The 16,092-nt window shown below is 35.8% G+C and carries 13 protein-coding genes, 7 tRNA genes, 1 pseudogene, 2 riboswitches and 1 other annotated feature; of the genes and pseudogenes, 10 read left to right on the top strand and 11 right to left on the bottom strand.

All coding sequences use genetic code 11. The features are described 5' to 3' along the window. Window positions 1–42: 42 nt before the first annotated feature. The 3 genes from leuS to BN1225_RS03295 all read right to left on the bottom strand — a co-directional run bounded on the left by leuS (window position 43) and on the right by BN1225_RS03295 (window position 6,441). A complete protein-coding gene (gene leuS, locus BN1225_RS03305) occupies window positions 43–2,439 on the bottom strand; it encodes a leucine--tRNA ligase (protein WP_041138372.1) in 2,397 nt (798 codons plus the stop codon). A 32-nt stretch (window positions 2,440–2,471) separates the two neighbouring features. Continuing rightward, window positions 2,472–2,673: a binding site (T-box leader), on the bottom strand. Between the two features lie 73 nt (window positions 2,674–2,746). Further along, window positions 2,747–4,594 carry an ATP-binding cassette domain-containing protein gene (locus BN1225_RS03300; protein ID WP_041138371.1) on the bottom strand — a complete coding sequence of 616 codons (1,848 nt, stop codon included), beginning with the start codon at window positions 4,592–4,594 and terminating at the stop codon, window positions 2,747–2,749. Further along, a complete protein-coding gene (locus BN1225_RS03295; RefSeq protein WP_041138370.1) occupies window positions 4,588–6,441 on the bottom strand; it encodes an ATP-binding cassette domain-containing protein in 1,854 nt (617 codons plus the stop codon). Before BN1225_RS03295 ends, BN1225_RS03300 begins: the two co-directional genes overlap by 7 nt. A 43-nt stretch (window positions 6,442–6,484) precedes the next feature. On the opposite strand from BN1225_RS03295, the gene BN1225_RS03290 reads away from it, so the two are divergent. Then, window positions 6,485–7,423, top strand: a complete 939-nt coding sequence (locus tag BN1225_RS03290) for a tRNA modification radical SAM protein MnmL/YtqA (protein WP_041138369.1) — start codon at window positions 6,485–6,487, stop codon at window positions 7,421–7,423. A 46-nt stretch (window positions 7,424–7,469) separates the two neighbouring features. On the opposite strand, the gene hpf is transcribed toward BN1225_RS03290, so the two are convergent. The 4 genes from hpf to BN1225_RS03270 form a co-directional block, all read right to left on the bottom strand. Then, a complete protein-coding gene (gene hpf, locus BN1225_RS03285; protein WP_041138368.1) occupies window positions 7,470–7,997 on the bottom strand; it encodes a ribosome hibernation-promoting factor, HPF/YfiA family in 528 nt (175 codons plus the stop codon). Window positions 7,998–8,118: 121 nt separating this feature from the next. Continuing rightward, window positions 8,119–9,264: a methionine adenosyltransferase gene (metK, locus tag BN1225_RS03280; RefSeq protein WP_082029267.1), complete on the bottom strand. Its 1,146-nt coding sequence runs from the start codon at window positions 9,262–9,264 to the stop codon at window positions 8,119–8,121. 78 nt (window positions 9,265–9,342) lie between these two features. After that, window positions 9,343–9,442, bottom strand: a riboswitch (SAM riboswitch). Between the two features lie 317 nt (window positions 9,443–9,759). Continuing rightward, window positions 9,760–10,200, bottom strand: coding sequence for a MarR family winged helix-turn-helix transcriptional regulator (locus tag BN1225_RS03275; RefSeq protein WP_041138366.1), 441 nt, complete (start codon window positions 10,198–10,200; stop codon window positions 9,760–9,762). Then, on the bottom strand, window positions 10,200–10,427 hold the full coding sequence (locus tag BN1225_RS03270) for a NifU family protein (RefSeq protein ID WP_041138365.1): 228 nt from the start codon (window positions 10,425–10,427) through the stop codon (window positions 10,200–10,202). Before BN1225_RS03270 ends, BN1225_RS03275 begins: the two co-directional genes overlap by 1 nt. 113 nt (window positions 10,428–10,540) lie before the next feature. On the opposite strand from BN1225_RS03270, the gene BN1225_RS03265 reads away from it, so the two are divergent. The 9 genes from BN1225_RS03265 (at window position 10,541) to BN1225_RS03225 (ending at window position 12,957) form a co-directional block, all read left to right on the top strand. After that, window positions 10,541–10,930: a CvfD/Ygs/GSP13 family RNA-binding post-transcriptional regulator gene (locus tag BN1225_RS03265; RefSeq protein WP_041138364.1), complete on the top strand. Its 390-nt coding sequence runs from the start codon at window positions 10,541–10,543 to the stop codon at window positions 10,928–10,930. Beyond that, a complete protein-coding gene (locus BN1225_RS03260; protein ID WP_041138363.1) occupies window positions 10,923–12,203 on the top strand; it encodes a glucose-6-phosphate isomerase in 1,281 nt (426 codons plus the stop codon). Before BN1225_RS03265 ends, BN1225_RS03260 begins: the two co-directional genes overlap by 8 nt. Window positions 12,204–12,346: 143 nt before the next feature. Further along, window positions 12,347–12,422, top strand: a tRNA-Val gene (locus BN1225_RS03255). 7 nt (window positions 12,423–12,429) lie between these two features. Continuing rightward, window positions 12,430–12,505, top strand: a tRNA-Thr gene (locus BN1225_RS03250). Window positions 12,506–12,513: 8 nt separating this feature from the next. Continuing rightward, a tRNA-Tyr gene (locus BN1225_RS03245) sits at window positions 12,514–12,597 on the top strand. 9 nt (window positions 12,598–12,606) lie between these two features. Further along, window positions 12,607–12,682: transfer RNA gene (locus tag BN1225_RS03240), tRNA-Gln, on the top strand. Window positions 12,683–12,692: 10 nt separating this feature from the next. Continuing rightward, window positions 12,693–12,768 (top strand) — tRNA-Lys (locus BN1225_RS03235). Between the two features lie 18 nt (window positions 12,769–12,786). Continuing rightward, a tRNA-Leu gene (locus tag BN1225_RS03230) sits at window positions 12,787–12,875 on the top strand. An 8-nt stretch (window positions 12,876–12,883) separates the two neighbouring features. Continuing rightward, window positions 12,884–12,957: transfer RNA gene (locus BN1225_RS03225), tRNA-Gly, on the top strand. 185 nt (window positions 12,958–13,142) lie between these two features. Here the strand turns inward: BN1225_RS03225 and BN1225_RS03220 are convergent. From BN1225_RS03220 to BN1225_RS03205, 4 genes and pseudogenes are all read right to left on the bottom strand, one after another. After that, window positions 13,143–13,721, bottom strand: a complete 579-nt coding sequence (locus BN1225_RS03220) for a TetR/AcrR family transcriptional regulator (protein WP_041138362.1) — start codon at window positions 13,719–13,721, stop codon at window positions 13,143–13,145. 22 nt (window positions 13,722–13,743) lie between these two features. Next, the gene (locus BN1225_RS14905) at window positions 13,744–13,914 is read right to left on the bottom strand and encodes a hypothetical protein (protein ID WP_242857686.1); all 171 of its coding nucleotides are present in this window, start codon (window positions 13,912–13,914) and stop codon (window positions 13,744–13,746) included. Window positions 13,915–14,690: 776 nt separating this feature from the next. Beyond that, window positions 14,691–14,808, bottom strand: a pseudogene (locus tag BN1225_RS15155) (YkvA family protein); the annotation flags it as partial. A gap of 77 nt (window positions 14,809–14,885) precedes the next feature. Beyond that, window positions 14,886–15,827, bottom strand: coding sequence for a cation diffusion facilitator family transporter (locus BN1225_RS03205; protein WP_041138360.1), 942 nt, complete (start codon window positions 15,825–15,827; stop codon window positions 14,886–14,888). Between the two features lie 107 nt (window positions 15,828–15,934). Then, a riboswitch (NiCo riboswitch) is annotated at window positions 15,935–16,029 on the bottom strand. Window positions 16,030–16,092: the final 63 nt, after the last annotated feature.

Here is a 16,092-nt window from a genome sequence, read left to right as displayed (position 1 = left end):
AAGCAGAAAAAGATGCCAATATTTTTTGACATCTCCTCTTCTTTATCGTATCACTACATTCACGATCTTATTTTTAACGACGATTACTTTCACAACAATCTTGCCTTCGATATGTGCTTTGACATTTTCCTGTGCCAATGCATCTGCTTTTACTTTTTCATCGTCTTCATCTTTAGCGACCGTCATCTTTGCTCGAAGCTTTCCATTGACTTGGATTGCAATTTCTACTTCATCATCAACCAACATTTTTTCATCATAAGTTGGCCATTCTGCATATGAAATAGATTCTGTATGTCCAAGTTGTTGCCACATTTCCTCACAAATATGAGGAGCGATACATGAAAGCATCTTAATCAATGATTCAGCATATGGACGATACACTGTTTCTGATTTATACGCTTCATTAATAAAAATCATCATTTGACTAATCGCCGTATTAAACCCTAATGTATTATAGTCATCGGTTACTTTCTTAACTGTACGATGATAGATTTTATCTAATGAACCATCATTGTGGTCAGACAATTTATCTTGTTCAATAAATAAACGATAAACACGATCCAGCCACTTTCTAGCACCATCCAACCCGTTTGTTGACCAGGGCAAAGAAGCCTCTAAAGGTCCCATGAACATTTCATAAAGTCTTAAAGCATCTGCCCCATGACTTTCTACGATATCATCCGGATTAATGACGTTTCCTTTTGATTTTGACATTTTCTCTCCGTTGTTGCCCAAGATCATACCTTGATGGAACAGACGTTGATAAGGTTCTTTGCTGCTGACAACACCGCAATCATAAAGAACTTTATGCCAAAAACGAGAATAAAGCAAGTGTAATACCGCATGTTCCGCTCCACCTACATATAAATCTACCGGGAGCCATTCATTAATGATGCTAGGATCGCAAATTGCCTGATCATTATGTGGATCAATATAACGGATATAGTACCAGCATGATCCAGCCCATTGAGGCATTGTATTCGTTTCACGACGACATTTTTGACCATCAATTTCAACATACAGCCAATCATCACAATGGGCTAAAGGAGATTCTCCGTCATCACTAGGCTTAAAGTTATTGGTTGCAGGCAATTCAAGTGGTAATTCTTCTACCGGAACTGTGATCATTGTACCATCCGGTTTATAAATAATAGGGATAGGTTCTCCCCAATAACGCTGTCTTGAAAATAACCAATCTCTTAATTTATAAGTAATTTTGGCTTCACCGCAATGATGCTCATTTAACCATGCAATCATGGTTTTGATTCCTTCTTCTTTGTTTAACCCATTTAAGAATTCTGAATTGATATGCAGTCCATCTTCTGTAAAAGCAGCTTCTTCAATATTTCCGCCTTCAAGTACCGGAATAATTTCAATTCCAAATTTTTTCGCAAACTCATAATCACGTTCATCATGTGCCGGTACAGCCATGATTGCACCGGTTCCATAACTGGCCAAAACATAGTCTGCAATCCAAATTGGAATTTCTTTTCCATTTACCGGATTTATGGCATATGCTCCTGTAAATACTCCCGTTTTTTCTTTAGATAACTCCGTTCTTTCTAAATCAGATTTACTAGCGATAGATTCTTTATATGCGGCTACCGCTGCTTTTTGATTTTCACTGGTAATTTCATCTACGAACGGGTGTTCCGGTGATAAAACACAGTATGTTGCCCCAAACAAAGTATCCGGACGCGTTGTAAATACAGTGAATTCTTTATTTGTTCCAGTAATTTTAAACTGTACATTAGCACCGCTTGACTTCCCAATCCAGTTGCGCTGCATCTGTTTTGTCGGTTCTGGCCAATCTAAATCTTCAAGATCCTCCAACAAACGTTCTGCATATTCCGTAATACGCAGTACCCATTGACGCATCGGTTTTCTGATGACCGGGAACCCACCACGTTCTGACTTGCCATCAATCACTTCTTCATTCGCTAAAACCGCTTTTAATTCAGGACACCAGTTCACGGGAATTTCATCAATATATGCTAATCCCATATCATAAAGTTTAGTAAAGATCCATTGTGTCCATTTATAATAGTCTTGATTAGACGTCGCAATTTCACGATCCCAGTCATAAGAAAAACCTAATGATTTAATCTGAGTTCTAAATGTATTGATATTATTCGTTGTAAATTCAGCCGGATGATTTCCTGTTGTAATTGCAAACTGCTCTGCCGGCAATCCAAAAGAATCAAATCCCATTGGATGCAAGACATTAAATCCCTGCATTCTTTTCATTCTTGCGATAATATCCGTTGCCGTATATCCTTCCGGATGCCCAACATGCAATCCTTTTCCAGATGGATATGGGAACATATCCAACGCATAGTATTTGGGTTTGCTTAAATCAAATGTATCTGTTTTAAATGTTTTATTTTGTTCCCAATAATGCTGCCATTTTTTTTCAATCGTACTGTGATCAAAAGCCATTTTCTTTCCCTCCTAAATAAAAAAAGCCATCCTCTAAGGACGACTTTGATCGCGATACCACCTTAGTTCACATCAATCATGTGCACTCAATTCATTAACGCAGACTCACGTTATCTACTACTGATTCATAGATACATCTCACAGGCGAGTTCATCTTTTGATTTTATCGATTTTCACCACCCATCGACTCTCTACTAAAACCGCAAAACTACTACTCCTGATCATAGATTTTAATTCTATTAAAGAATAGCATAACTGCTTCTTAAAATCAACAAAATTTATTATTGTCGCTGTATTTAAGCATAAATTAATACCCTTGATCTTTTAAACAATCCAACAGACTAAGCCTTGACAGCAAATGCATAGGTAAAAAGCCGCTTAAAATTCCCAGACTACCCATGAAAAGCACGACTCCTGCTGACCACAATGTCGGAATTGCTTTAATCACTGTAAATCCTAAAGTTTCAATAAGCAACTGACTTCCCTGAGACAAAAGCAACTGAACAAAAATCACCCCGCCTATTCCACCTGCCAAACTTATAATCAAGATATCCAGTCCTTGTAAAGATAGAATCTGGCGGCTAGAAGCACCTATCATTCTGAACAAACCAATTTCTTTCATTTTTTCCGTTATATTCAAATAGACCGTCATTCCTAAAAGCAGAAAAATAGTCACCAGCATTACCCCTGTAATCCCATAAAGAAAATAACTGACTTTCTTTAAAATCCCCATCATCTGATCACTGATATCCGCTCCCACTTCTTTATACTCATACTCCGGAAATTGATGTCGATAAAACGTAAGCAGTTCTTCAATAGCCCCATCACTATACAACATTAAATAGTCTCCTGTCACATTTGACAGATTAAATAAATTTTCAATAATTTTCAATTCGTCTAAACTACGCCGATAAATCGTATCCATACTTGTATATTCATCAACAATTCCTACCACTTGCATGCCATAACGTTTTTCCTGATTTTCATATTGATAATATCCGTAAACCGTTTTTTCACCCATTGTTTCCCCAAACAGTCGTTCATAGGTATTTTTAGACAGCATGATCTCATTTTCCTTTTCAGGCATTCTCCCAAAAAGGAGACGTAAATCGTCATGTGCACATCGCGTATTATCACCAATAAACAAAATTTCTCCGCTATCTTTGCCAATGCCCAAAAAATCTACATAAGGAAGATTCAAATAAGCCCCCTGAATATGTTCGTTTGCTTCCATTAATGTAGCGGCATCTTTAATATCTAACCAATGGCGATCTTTAAACTTCAGGCTAATACACTGAGTCGGAAAAAGTTTTTTAATTTCCTTAAAAGATTCCTGTTTTAAACCATAACTCACAACCAATGTCAGCATTAAACAGACGGTACCGAACATCACCGCAAAAACAGATAACAGATGTCGTTCTTTTTGGCTTTTATAACTTTCCTTCAATAACTGATAATAATCGATAAGGACACGTCTCTTTCTTCTTTTTTTCATCGGTGATAGACGATAATTAGACGCAACAAGGCTTTGATCTAATCGTCCTTCATGTAAATACAAAACACGATCACAGTATTGACTCAATAAATGAACATCATGACTGACCATAATGACTATTGCTTTTTGGGAAAATTCTTTTAAAAGCTTCATCATATTCACTGCATTTTCCTGATCAAGAGCACTTGTTGGTTCATCACACAAAATAATTGCCGGATCTTTTTTTAAACCGCGAACAAGTGCTAATCGCTGCTGCTGACCACCTGAAAGCTGACCACAGCATTTAACCTTGATTTCCCTCATATTCAACTTATCTAAAAGTTCTTTTTCATCAAGCGGGCTTTGCCGATGAGAAAAATAAGAATACAAATTGAGATTATTTTTTACTGACCATTTTGATAATAACGCCACTTGCTGGTACAAGTTGCAGACATAATGCAGACGATATTGTTGTCGATTCTTTTTGATGTTCACCCCATTAAATTTAACAATCCCCTGATAATCTTCATCCAATCCACCTATTATATTTAATAGAGTGGTCTTTCCAGCACCACTTCGTCCATGGATACCAATGAAGACTGGACCCTCTATTTTTAAATTAATGCCATCTAGTATGCACTGATCGTGATGCTTCTTAGCGATATTCACCAACTCTAACATAAATCATCCTCCCTCAAAATCTGCCCCGTGTCCTTTTTGAAAATCCTTAGCAAAGAAATGAAGATAGCCGTCCCATTCACCATCAATAACATACCTAAAATCATGATATAAACAAACATCGGCAAGTTTAATTCAGGAATAAATGTCTGATCATACGGAATGACAAGCAAATGATTTAAGGAAGGATCAATCCATTTTGGAAGACATTGATTTAATAGGAAAATAATCCCCGAACCAAAGACACTCCCAGCAAATAATGTAGTAAAACTAATTAACGTCCCTTCATATAAATAAAGTTTCCCTATTTGCCAACGTGAAATGCCATAGACGCGCAGCATCGTAATTTCTTTTCTTTTCTGCAAAAAAACCGCATAATTCAATAAATAGCTCATAAGTACATTCATTGCCATCGTGATCAAAAGAAATATACCTAAAACAGCATTAATCATTGAAACAAGGGTCTGAACATTGGTTTCAAATTCATAAAAATCATTTTTAAGTGTATAGGTGGCCTGTTGCTTCATCGTTTCAATCGTCTTTTTCACATGGCTGTAATCTTCAAAAAATACGGTCATTCCTTTTTCTTCATACCATTGAATAGAATCTTCAAGCAAAGAAGAAAAATAAACACTTTTATAAGACAGTGGATCTAAAGCATAGCCACATACAATAAATTCTTCCTCTTTTTCATTGAACAAATAACGAACCGTTTTCCCGATAACATCCTTTAATGTCGGATCTATTTCTTTTGCTAGGTCATACGATAAAATGACTTCTTCTTTAGTTTTTGGCACCTCTCCGGCAAACTTCACCAACTCTACATCAGGTACAATTTGAAAATGAATATCTTTGTTCTCATTTTCCAAATTAAGAACTTCCCGTTTTCGCTCAGTGCCTTGCACCCCTTCCCACTTTTCCATTGACTCAATATCTTCCTTCGATATCGTTTGATTAGGATCGGCATTTTTATAGACCGTCAATTCATTCTGTGTAAAAGAATAAGACTGCAATGTCTGCAAATAACGAGATACCCCACCGGATAACGAAAAAATAAGCATCATAATGGCAATCATGAGTAATTGTGATATCTGACTTACGATCAGTTTTCCCCTTTTTGAATACAAATTCCATTTGATATAATTCCAATAGTTCTTCTTATCGAATGTATATGAATGGCTATTAGAACACACTTTTACTGTTGGCTTTTCAAATTCTTCGTCGGATATAACCCTGCCATTTACCAATTGTATTTTACGCTGTATCCCTTCATTAAACAGCTGTGTATCATGACTAACAACAATAATCAACGTATCTTTAGACAAGTCCACAAATAGAGAGTGAATCAGCTTAGCTGTTTTTTGATCCAGAGCCGCTGTTGGTTCATCCGCTAAAATAATTTTAGGTCGAATCAAAAGAACTCTGGCAATGGCAATGCGCTGCTTTTGTCCACCCGAAAGATGATGAACAAGTGTCTTCATAAATTCTTCCATCTCCACTTTTTTCAATACCCTCTTAATCCGGTCTTCCTCAAATCCAAAAAGCTTTAAGTTATCTTCTACACTCATTGCTTCAATTAAATGGTATCCTTGAAAAATAAAAGATACATCATTTTGATGTATCCGATCTTTATCACAGCGATATTCATTATTATAGGAGATTCCCTGCACCACCACTTCCCCTTGACTAGGCATAATCAATCCGCCAATCAGATGCAGCAAAGTGGATTTTCCGCTTCCGGATGGACCTGTAATCAAAACGATTCCCGGATGATGAAACTGCAAATCAATATCCTCTAATATACAAGTCTGTTTTAAATGATAAGATAAATGAAATAATTGTAAAAGCATACGTATTCCTCTCTATTCATGGTATAATAACTGCGGTGATAAAATGAATTTCAAATATACTTTAGATGACAAACGTTATCATACGTTTAATTATTATTTAAAAACAAAATATAAACAGAAAATTGCTAAGATTTCTTTAAATGCAGATTTTACTTGTCCAAATCGCGATGGAACTGCCGGTGTTGGCGGCTGTTTATTTTGCAGTGACAGCGGTTCTGGAGATTTTGCCGGTGATCCAAAAGATAATCTGCAGCTGCAATTTGAAAAAGTCAGTCAGATGATGAAAAGAAAATGGCCTGACTGCAAATATATTGCTTATTTCCAAGCCAATTCCAATACTTATGGGTCGGTAGAAAAGCTTAAAGAGACATTTGAACCTTTCGTCAACAAAAAAGATGTCGTAGGAATCGACATCGCGACTCGTCCGGATTGTTTAAATGATGAAATCATCGAATATTTAGCCGACTTAAATCAACGTACCGATTTATGGATAGAATTAGGGCTGCAAACAATCCACGAAGAAAGTGCACAATGGTTTAACCGCGGCTACTCTCTCCCCGTATTTGAAAAAGCCCTGCATCAGCTGCGCAGGCATAATATCTCAGTCTGTGTTCATATTATCAATGGACTGCCTGTTGAAACCACAAATATGATGCTTCAAACCGTAGAATATTTAGCTAAGCAAGACATTCAAGGGATTAAGATTCATATGCTTTATGCATTAAAAAACAGTCGTATTGCCCGCTATATGGAAGCTCATCAAATTAATTTTATGGAACGAGCTGATTATATTGATTTAGTTGTTCATCAATTAGAATTACTGCCTCCCCATATCGTCATCCAGCGTCTTACCGGTGATGGCAAACAAGATGAACTTTACGGACCGCTTTGGTCTATTAAAAAAGTTACAATTTTAAATGATATTACCAAAAGAATGAAAGCTTTGGATACCTATCAAGGACAGCGTTATCAGCGTTCGTAAGAGCGCTTTTTTTGCTAAAGAAAAAGTGCCTTCTGGCACTCCTCTTTTATTCATCTGTTTCAATAAGACCATATCCGCCATCATGACGAACATATACAACACTTACCAATTCTGTTTCAATATCTTTATACACATAGAATTTATGTCCCAATAATTCCATTTGCATAATAGCTTCTTCTAAATCCATTGGTTTAGGTGTAATGGTTTTAGTACGAACGACAACATCTTCTTCATTGTCATCCACATCTTCTATAGATTCCATATTAAATGTTGGTTTATTATTTCTTCGACTTAATTTCGTCTTTTGTTTTCTGATTTGTCCTTCAATTTTTTCGATGACTTTATCAATTGCTGCATATAAGTCATCATCCACATCCTCTGCACGTAAGATCACATAATCTGTAGGAATAGTCACCTCTATCTTTTGACCATAAGGATAGGTTCTAGCTAATACTTTTGCTTCCACATCATCGCTGATGATGAAATACTTATTCAATTTAGCCAGCTGTTTAGTGATTTTGTTTTCGATTGCTTCAGTAATTTCAATATTCTTTCCTCTTACAATTACTTTCATAACAATCCCTCCTTCTATGCTTTTATTATACACTACTTAGCTTTTGATTACATCAAAAATGAGAAGAAAAATGAATTAATGTAAGCGTTTTAAAAATAAAGAGATATCCTTTCGGATACCTCTATAAATAGGCCTTTAAAACTTCCACTTTATCTAAATTTTCCCAAGGCAGATTTAAGTCTCCGCGACCAAAATGACCATAAGCTGCTGTCTTTGAATAGATAGGACGCAATAAATCCAAACTATGTATGATACCATTTGGAGTTAAATCAAAATTCTCTTTGATAGCTTTCAATAAAACTTCCTGGCTCACTTTTCCAGTTCCAAATGTCTCAACAAAAACAGAGGTCGGCTCTGCCACTCCAATCGCATAAGAAAGTTGAATCTCTGTTTTTTCGGCTAATCCAGCCGCCACGATATTTTTTGCAATATAGCGTGCCATATATGCCGCTGAACGATCCACTTTTGATGGATCTTTTCCACTGAAAGCTCCGCCTCCGTGACGGGCATATCCACCATAAGTATCAACAATAATCTTTCTTCCGGTCAACCCTGTATCGCCGTGCGGACCCCCAATCACAAAACGTCCAGTCGGATTAATAATGACACGGAAATCCTGATTCATATCATATTTTGATACAACATACATCATAATTTCATTCTTAACGTAATCTCTGAATTCCTTTTCATTATAATCTTCATCATGCTGAATAGACATTAAAATCGTATCGATTTTGATATTCTGAGGATCAGTATAATCCACTGTTACCTGAGATTTCATATCTGGACGGGCATGTTTAAATTCTCCTGCCAAACGTTTCTCTGTCGCCACACGAACTAACTGATGAGCAATAGAAATAGCCAGAGGCATGTAGCCCTCTGTTTCCGTTGTCGCATAACCAAACATGATTCCTTGATCTCCGGCACCGCCTACTTCTTTATTGGTTCCTAAAGCAATGTCAGCAGACTGCGTATCTAAAACCACACGAATTTCACAATGATCGGCATCAATACCGATATCCGCAGATGTATAGCCGATTTTCTTTAGTGTATCTCTTGCCACTTTTTCATAATCAACCGCAGCGTTTGTTGTAATTTCACCACCAATGATGAGCAGATTTGTTGTCGCAAAACATTCACAGGCAACACGTGAGTATGGATCTTCTGCTAAACACGCATCTAAAATAGCGTCCGAAATTTGATCACACACTTTATCAGGATGTCCGATCGATACAGACTCCGATGTAAATAAAATTTTTTCACTCATTTGTCTTTCCCCCATTCTTATTTTCTACTGCAAATAAAAAAGCCTCCTAGAGGAAAGCTTTATATACTAAAGATTTTCCTCTTATTGTTCGAGTTCACCTCGCTTAGGTACGGCACCTTCTTCTTCAAAAGGGTTGCCACCACATTATCGATCCTCATCTAGTGGTTCTTAATAAGAGCTTTATTTTACTTGTCAATATTTAGTTGAATTATCCTTATTATGGACCAATGCTTCAATCACATCATCAGACAGATGAACGCTCTTGTACACTTCCATTAATTTTTTTAAGTATTCGTCCTCCATATTTTTCACCTCAATATATTTTGGCGAAATATGTCAAAACTATACTTCCAACTCAACGCAATTGATTATAACTAAAAGCCCTGAATAAATCAAGCTTTAATACAATTAAAGTAAAATAAAAAGCAGAAATAATTTTCTACTTTATTATTTTAACATGTTTTAACAGACAAAATGTATCATCTTTATCGCAATTTATTTTGCCATTTTTTGCATTCGACTGCTTATTTCCTTGATCGTATCACATACCCACTGCATTTTTTCCTCCGGTATGCAATCCATCACAATTTTATCAATGCTAGCATGAATTTCATTATGTACATCCACTGCTTTTTTCCCATCTGATGTTAATACCAAATAGACCACTCTTTTATCCGCATCAGAACGTGAGCGCATCACCATCTTTTTTTCAATCAGCTTATTGATTGCTGTTGTTAAAGACCCTATCGTAATGCGCAGACGATTTGCCACATTCGTCATCGTTGGCTTCAATTCTAAAGAAACCGCCTCTAACACATGGACTTCGGAAACAGATAAATTCGAAAATACTGTCTTTTTCAACTCTTGTGTTTGCAGATCATACGTTATATTTACACAATCGACTAATAAAGCTGTAATAGATTCGTTCTTTTCCATTAAACCGCTACGACTTCGACAACTCCTGGAACTTCTTCAATCAGGATTTGCTCTACCCCGTCTTTTAATGTTTCATCAATCATCGAGCACCCTGCACAAGCTCCAAGCATTTTCACATAAACGATACCATCTGCAAATCGAACAAACTCAATATCCCCTCCGTCATGCTGTAAATAGGGGCGAATTTTAGTAATAACATTAATAATATTTTGTTCTAAATTTTCCATAATTTATTTCTAACCACCTTTTCAATATGCTTAATATTTCTTTCATATTATAACATATTTTTAATGCATTTAAAGAATTATATGCTATAATAGCTAGGAGTGGGGGGATAATCATGAAAATGATTAAAATCGGCGATATTGTAGAAGTTACCATTACCGGTGTACAGCCTTATGGCGCTTTTGCAACATTGTCTAATCACCTGACTGGATTGATTCATATTTCAGAAATTTCTGAAGGATTTGTTAAAGATATTGAGAATTTTGTTCATAAGGGTGAAAAAGTTCGAGTGAAGGTCATCGATATTGATAACACAACCAATCAGGCTAAGCTGAGTCTCAAAGCTATCGATAGTAAATCGAAGCGTCGCGAACGTCGTCTCAGTTACAAAAATCAAAGGAAGCAAATTCGCGAGACCCCAAAAGGTTTTGAACCCTTAAAAGAAATGTTGCCTATTTGGATAACAGAGGAACTAATGAAACTGGAGGAAAAAACACATGATTAAATTGAACTTAGAAAATGCGAAGTTAGATCAAGATATTTTATCATACAGTGATAAAGTAAAAGAACTACACACCATGATTCATGAAAAAACCGGTAAAGGAAATGATTTCTTAGGCTGGTTAGACTGGCCAGTGAATTATGATAAAGACGAAGTAGCAAGAATTAAAGCAAAAAGTAAAGAAATCATTGAAAAAGTAGATGTCTTATTAGTTTGCGGAATCGGTGGTTCTTATTTAGGTGCAAGAGCTGCAATTGAAGCATTAAATGGAATCTATCCAACAAATAAAGTAAAAATTATTTATGTTGGAAATACATTCTCATCAAATTATATTGCTCAAGTTGTCGAATTTATTAAAGATAAAGAATTCGCTATCAACTGTATCTCAAAATCTGGTACAACCACTGAAACTTCTATTGCTTTTAGAATTTTTAAAGAGTTAGCAGAAAAGAGATACGGAAAAGAAGAAGCAAAAACACGTATCATCGCAACAACAGATAAAGAAAAAGGCGCTTTAAAAACATTAGCTGATAATGAAGGCTATGAAACTTATACAATCCCAGATGATATCGGTGGACGTTATTCTGTTTTAACTGCCGTTGGTCTATTCCCAATCGCTGTTGCCGGTATTGATATTGAAGCTATGTTAGAAGGAGCAGCAAAAGCGAGAGAAGATTACAACAATCCTGATTTAGCGACAAATGACTGCTATAAATACGGTGTTGCCAGACAAATGCTGAACAACCAAGGATACCCAGCAGAAATGTTCGTCACTTATGAGCTGCAATATGCAATGCTTGCTGAATGGTGGAAACAATTATTCGGTGAATCAGAAGGAAAAGAAAACAAAGGGGTACTGCCTACTTCTGCAACCTTCTCAACAGACTTACATTCATTAGGACAATTTATCCAAGAAGGATCAAAAGTATTATTTGAAACTGTATTACAAGTAACAAAACCAATTTCTGACATTACTATTCCTGAAGATGCAGATAATTTAGATAACTTAAATTATTTAGCAGGAAAATCAGTGGATTATGTAAATAAAAAAGCAGCTGAAGGAACTATTGATGCTCATTCTAATACAGGAAATGTACCAAACATCTTAGTAACGCTTGATGAAATGACACCTTATTCATTCGGATATATGGTTTACTTCTTTGAAAAAGCATGTGCTTTATCCGTTTATTTATTAGGAGTAAATCCATTCAATCAGCCAGGTGTAGAAGTTTATAAAAAGAACATGTTTAAATTATTAGGAAAACCTGGGGCATAATTTATTTAAAAGTTGAAGCGGTCTGTCTGTTGATAAGATCGCTTTTCATTTTATAAAAAAACTTATCATTTGCTACTAAAAATTAGCAAAATATTATTGACGTATAAAAAAAGCTATGGTATTATAAATGGGCACTAGAAATTGGAGGTTTAGCTCAGTTGGGAGAGCATCTGCCTTACAAGCAGAGGGTCAGCGGTTCGAGCCCGTTAACCTCCACCATTTTTTTGCCGACTTAGCTCAATTGGTAGAGCAACTGACTTGTAATCAGTAGGTTGAGGGTTCAAGTCCTTTAGTCGGCACCATATTTCTTGGGGAGGTAGCGAAGTGGCCAAACGCGGCTGACTGTAACTCAGTTCCTTTAGGTTCGATGGTTCGAATCCGTCCCTCCCCACCATTTTTTTATTGGGCCATAGCCAAGCGGTAAGGCAACAGACTTTGACTCTGTCATTCCCCTGGTTCGAATCCAGGTGGCCCAGCCAATATAAATTTGACCCGCTAGCTCAGTCGGTAGAGCATCTGACTTTTAATCAGAGGGTCAGGCGTTCGAGTCGCCTGCGGGTCACCATTTCATATAAAAAAGAACGCCCAGGTGGCGAAATTGGTAGACGCACAGGACTTAAAATCCTGCGGACCTTAAAATCCGTGCCGGTTCGACTCCGGCCCTGGGCACCATATGAGATGCGGGTGTAGTTCAATGGTAGAACTTCAGCCTTCCAAGCTGACTACGTGGGTTCGATTCCCATCACCCGCTCCAATTAAGAAATAACTTATGGACTGTAAAAAGTTCATAAGTTTTTTTATTTTAAGTATTCATACCATACACAATACGATCATTCTATTTTTATAATTTGAATCTTCTTTTAGTAAATCTTTTTTATTATTGAATACTGATAAAATCAGACTCATTTTTATATAAAAAAATAACATAAATATATTACGTTATTTTTTAACACACTGAATGATGATGTCAATAATATCCTTTATATCATCTTCACACTCATGTTCAATCCATTGCTTTACAATTCCTATTATTCCTTGTATGTAGAAACTATTTATATACTTTCTTTTATTTTCTGGAACATCATATCTTTTCAATATAGGATTTAATAAGTATTTTTCTAAACTTCTATATTTTTCTTGTATTTTCATCTCGATTGAATTGCTAAAAGATGCCTTAAATATAATTTTATTCTCTTGAATAAAGGATAAATACGGCTCTAAATAGTCTTCTTTAATAAAATCCAATGATTCTATTAGAATAAAGTCAATATTTTCAATTGGAATAGAATGGATACTTTTAAAATGATTTATAAATTTATTGTTAATATATTCTAAAGTTTCGTTCAATAAATCATTTATAGTTTCATAATGAAGGTAAAAAGTGGATCTATTTACACCCGCCTTTTCACAAATCTCCTTAATTGTAATGTATTCAATATTTTTTTGATAAAGTAAACTTATAAGTGCTTCATCCATTAAAATAGCAGTGTTAAAATATTTGCTTTCGTTTTTATTCATCGTCACACTGCACCTTTCTTCATTATTCTTCTGATATTTCTTTTGCTAATCTCATTATATCACTGGCATATTTATTTTTACTATTATTTAATATTTTTTTATAAATTGGATAATTGATTCCTGCCCCAATTAAACCTAGAACTCCGATGACCAAACCTAATAAAAAGAAATTACCATTACCGATTATATTCATTGATAAACACATGCCTAAACCAAAAACAAGTGAGGCAATTATCCCAAAGGAATAAGCAAATATCTCAGATGGTAATTTTGCCTTTCTGTCTATTTTTTTAATGCTACAACCTTTGATTCTTTCTTTACCGAATATTCATTTGCAATATGTTCAGCATAAATTTTGTTTGTATTCATTTAAAACTCCTCCTCTTTCTTAATACAAGTTTATTTTAATTGAAAGAATCATTAAACTGAACCACACAAAACTCAAAAAATGTTGATTTGTATTTAAAATCACTTTTTCTTGTAAGAGAGTTCTATTGCTTTATAAAGTTATCATTTCTATTTCTCTAAGAATTTTACATGATTAAAAGCTATTTCTCGATTCAGAAACAACGATTTTTATTCAAATTATAAAAGAGAGTCAAAACAGCACATACACTTTCGACTCTCTTATTCCTTACATTACATCTTTATGAAATTAAATAGTCTAACGCTATCTCTCATACTATCTTCTACCGTTATTACTTCTCAATATTCATATATAAAAGGTGCCTCGTCTCCCTTTATTAGCCGCATATTTACTTAAGACAGTTAAATTTCAATATACGTCCTATTAACAAAGGATCCATTTGATTATCCATGAAATAACCAAAATCCAAATCACTACAATCAAAATGGCATAATACCATTTCTTATGGTTCTTATTCGCCCATAGCATCTCGGCCGTCACCCGACTGCGTTCCCATATTGATTTGGGAATACATTTCATAGTTAAGGCAATCATTGCAGGAAGAAAAATAACATCATCCAGATAACCGAGTATCGGAATAAAATCCGGAATCAAATCGATTGGCGATAAGGCATAAGCAATAGTCACTCCAGCCAACAGCTTTGCTAACCACAGAGTTTCTTTATCTTTTAAAGCAAAATATATCACCGGAATATTCGATTTCAACCTTTTCATCCGCTCTTTCAGATCCATCGTTTTTATCCCTTATCCACTGCAAATTCAGCCGGATTGACATGAATCATAATGTGTTTAATATCAGGAAACGCCGCCTCTACACGATCATGCACTTGTTCAGCAACGGCGTGGCTTTCCCACAATGGTTTATCACCATCCACCTCAATCTCCAAATCCATATAAATTTTATTTCCAAACATTCGAGTATGGAGCATATCAACATGCATAACATCCGGCTGATTTTCAATAAACTGGCGTAATTGGTCTTCGAAGATCTCGTCGCAAGCGGTATCCAGCATTTTTGAAATAGCATCCTTAAGAATATCATAGGACACTTTCAAAATAAACAGACAGATTACAACACTTGCCATGCTATCAAGCACCGGGAATCCCAGCATGGCACCACCGATTCCAATCAATGAGCCAACAGAAGAAAACGCATCAGAACGATGATGCCAAGCATCAGCCATGAAAGCAGTAGAATTGATCTTCTTAGCATAATAGCGAGTATACCAATACATTCCTTCCTTTCCAAAAATAGAGATAACAGCTGCAATTAAGGCAATTGCTCCCGGAATAGCAAGGGTTTCGTAATGTCCTTGGAGAATATTCTTCATGCCGGCTATACCGACACCCACTCCCGTCAGCAACAACATCAATCCTAAAATTAATGAAGCGACACACTCAAATCGCTCATGTCCATAGGGGTGTGCTTTATCCGCTTCTTTTTTTGAAAACTTCACTCCAAAATAGGCAATAACCGTTGTCAGCACATCAGAGAACGAATGAATTGCATCTGAAATCATTGCCCCGGAGTGACCAAATATCCCTGCAATCATTTTAAATCCTGATAGAATTGTATTTCCAAATATACTTACCAGCGACAACTTTCGAATAATCCGTTTTTCTTCTACTGCTGATTGTGCAGTATTTACAATAGTCTGTTTTTCTTTGTTGGTTGTCATAAAAGAATCCTCCTTTGTCCATTTAAATGGCAATAATGATTTCTCTTATTGGCACCCCATTAGAGATGTACTGTTCCATAAAACTAAAAAACACCTATGGAACATACAACTGTCCCACAGGTGCATACATACACTCTGCTGCCACATATTGTGGCCCGGCCCCATGACCTTAAAGGTTCATCGCCTGCTCAGTTTGTACTGTTGGTCTCGCATTCCATTTGGAATGTAATGCAGTGCAAAGAGTAATTAGATTATATAGTATAAT

Origin of the sequence: Beduini massiliensis, assembly GCF_000829905.1 — a bacterium.
Taxonomy (GTDB): domain Bacteria; phylum Bacillota_I; class Bacilli_A; order Erysipelotrichales; family Coprobacillaceae; genus Beduini; species Beduini massiliensis.
The sequence above is the reverse complement of the archived record's forward strand: the minus strand, read 5'-3'. Positions and strand labels throughout refer to the sequence as shown.

Excerpts from the sequence above, each read along its gene's own strand:
- leuS (WP_041138372.1), bottom strand. The coding sequence starts at position 2,439 with ATGGCTTTTGATCACAGTACGATTGAAAAAAAATGGCAGCATTATTGG.
- BN1225_RS03300 (WP_041138371.1), bottom strand. The coding sequence starts at position 4,594 with ATGTTAGAGTTGGTGAATATCGCTAAGAAGCATCACGATCAGTGCATA.
- BN1225_RS03295 (WP_041138370.1), bottom strand. The coding sequence starts at position 6,441 with ATGCTTTTACAATTATTTCATTTATCTTATCATTTAAAACAGACTTGT.
- BN1225_RS03290 (WP_041138369.1), top strand. The coding sequence starts at position 6,485 with ATGAATTTCAAATATACTTTAGATGACAAACGTTATCATACGTTTAAT.
- hpf (WP_041138368.1), bottom strand. The coding sequence starts at position 7,997 with ATGAAAGTAATTGTAAGAGGAAAGAATATTGAAATTACTGAAGCAATC.
- metK (WP_082029267.1), bottom strand. The coding sequence starts at position 9,264 with ATGAGTGAAAAAATTTTATTTACATCGGAGTCTGTATCGATCGGACAT.
- BN1225_RS03275 (WP_041138366.1), bottom strand. The coding sequence starts at position 10,200 with ATGGAAAAGAACGAATCTATTACAGCTTTATTAGTCGATTGTGTAAAT.
- BN1225_RS03270 (WP_041138365.1), bottom strand. The coding sequence starts at position 10,427 with ATGGAAAATTTAGAACAAAATATTATTAATGTTATTACTAAAATTCGC.
- BN1225_RS03265 (WP_041138364.1), top strand. The coding sequence starts at position 10,541 with ATGAAAATGATTAAAATCGGCGATATTGTAGAAGTTACCATTACCGGT.
- BN1225_RS03260 (WP_041138363.1), top strand. The coding sequence starts at position 10,923 with ATGATTAAATTGAACTTAGAAAATGCGAAGTTAGATCAAGATATTTTA.
- BN1225_RS03220 (WP_041138362.1), bottom strand. The coding sequence starts at position 13,721 with ATGAATAAAAACGAAAGCAAATATTTTAACACTGCTATTTTAATGGAT.
- BN1225_RS14905 (WP_242857686.1), bottom strand. The coding sequence starts at position 13,914 with ATGAATATAATCGGTAATGGTAATTTCTTTTTATTAGGTTTGGTCATC.
- BN1225_RS03205 (WP_041138360.1), bottom strand. The coding sequence starts at position 15,827 with ATGACAACCAACAAAGAAAAACAGACTATTGTAAATACTGCACAATCA.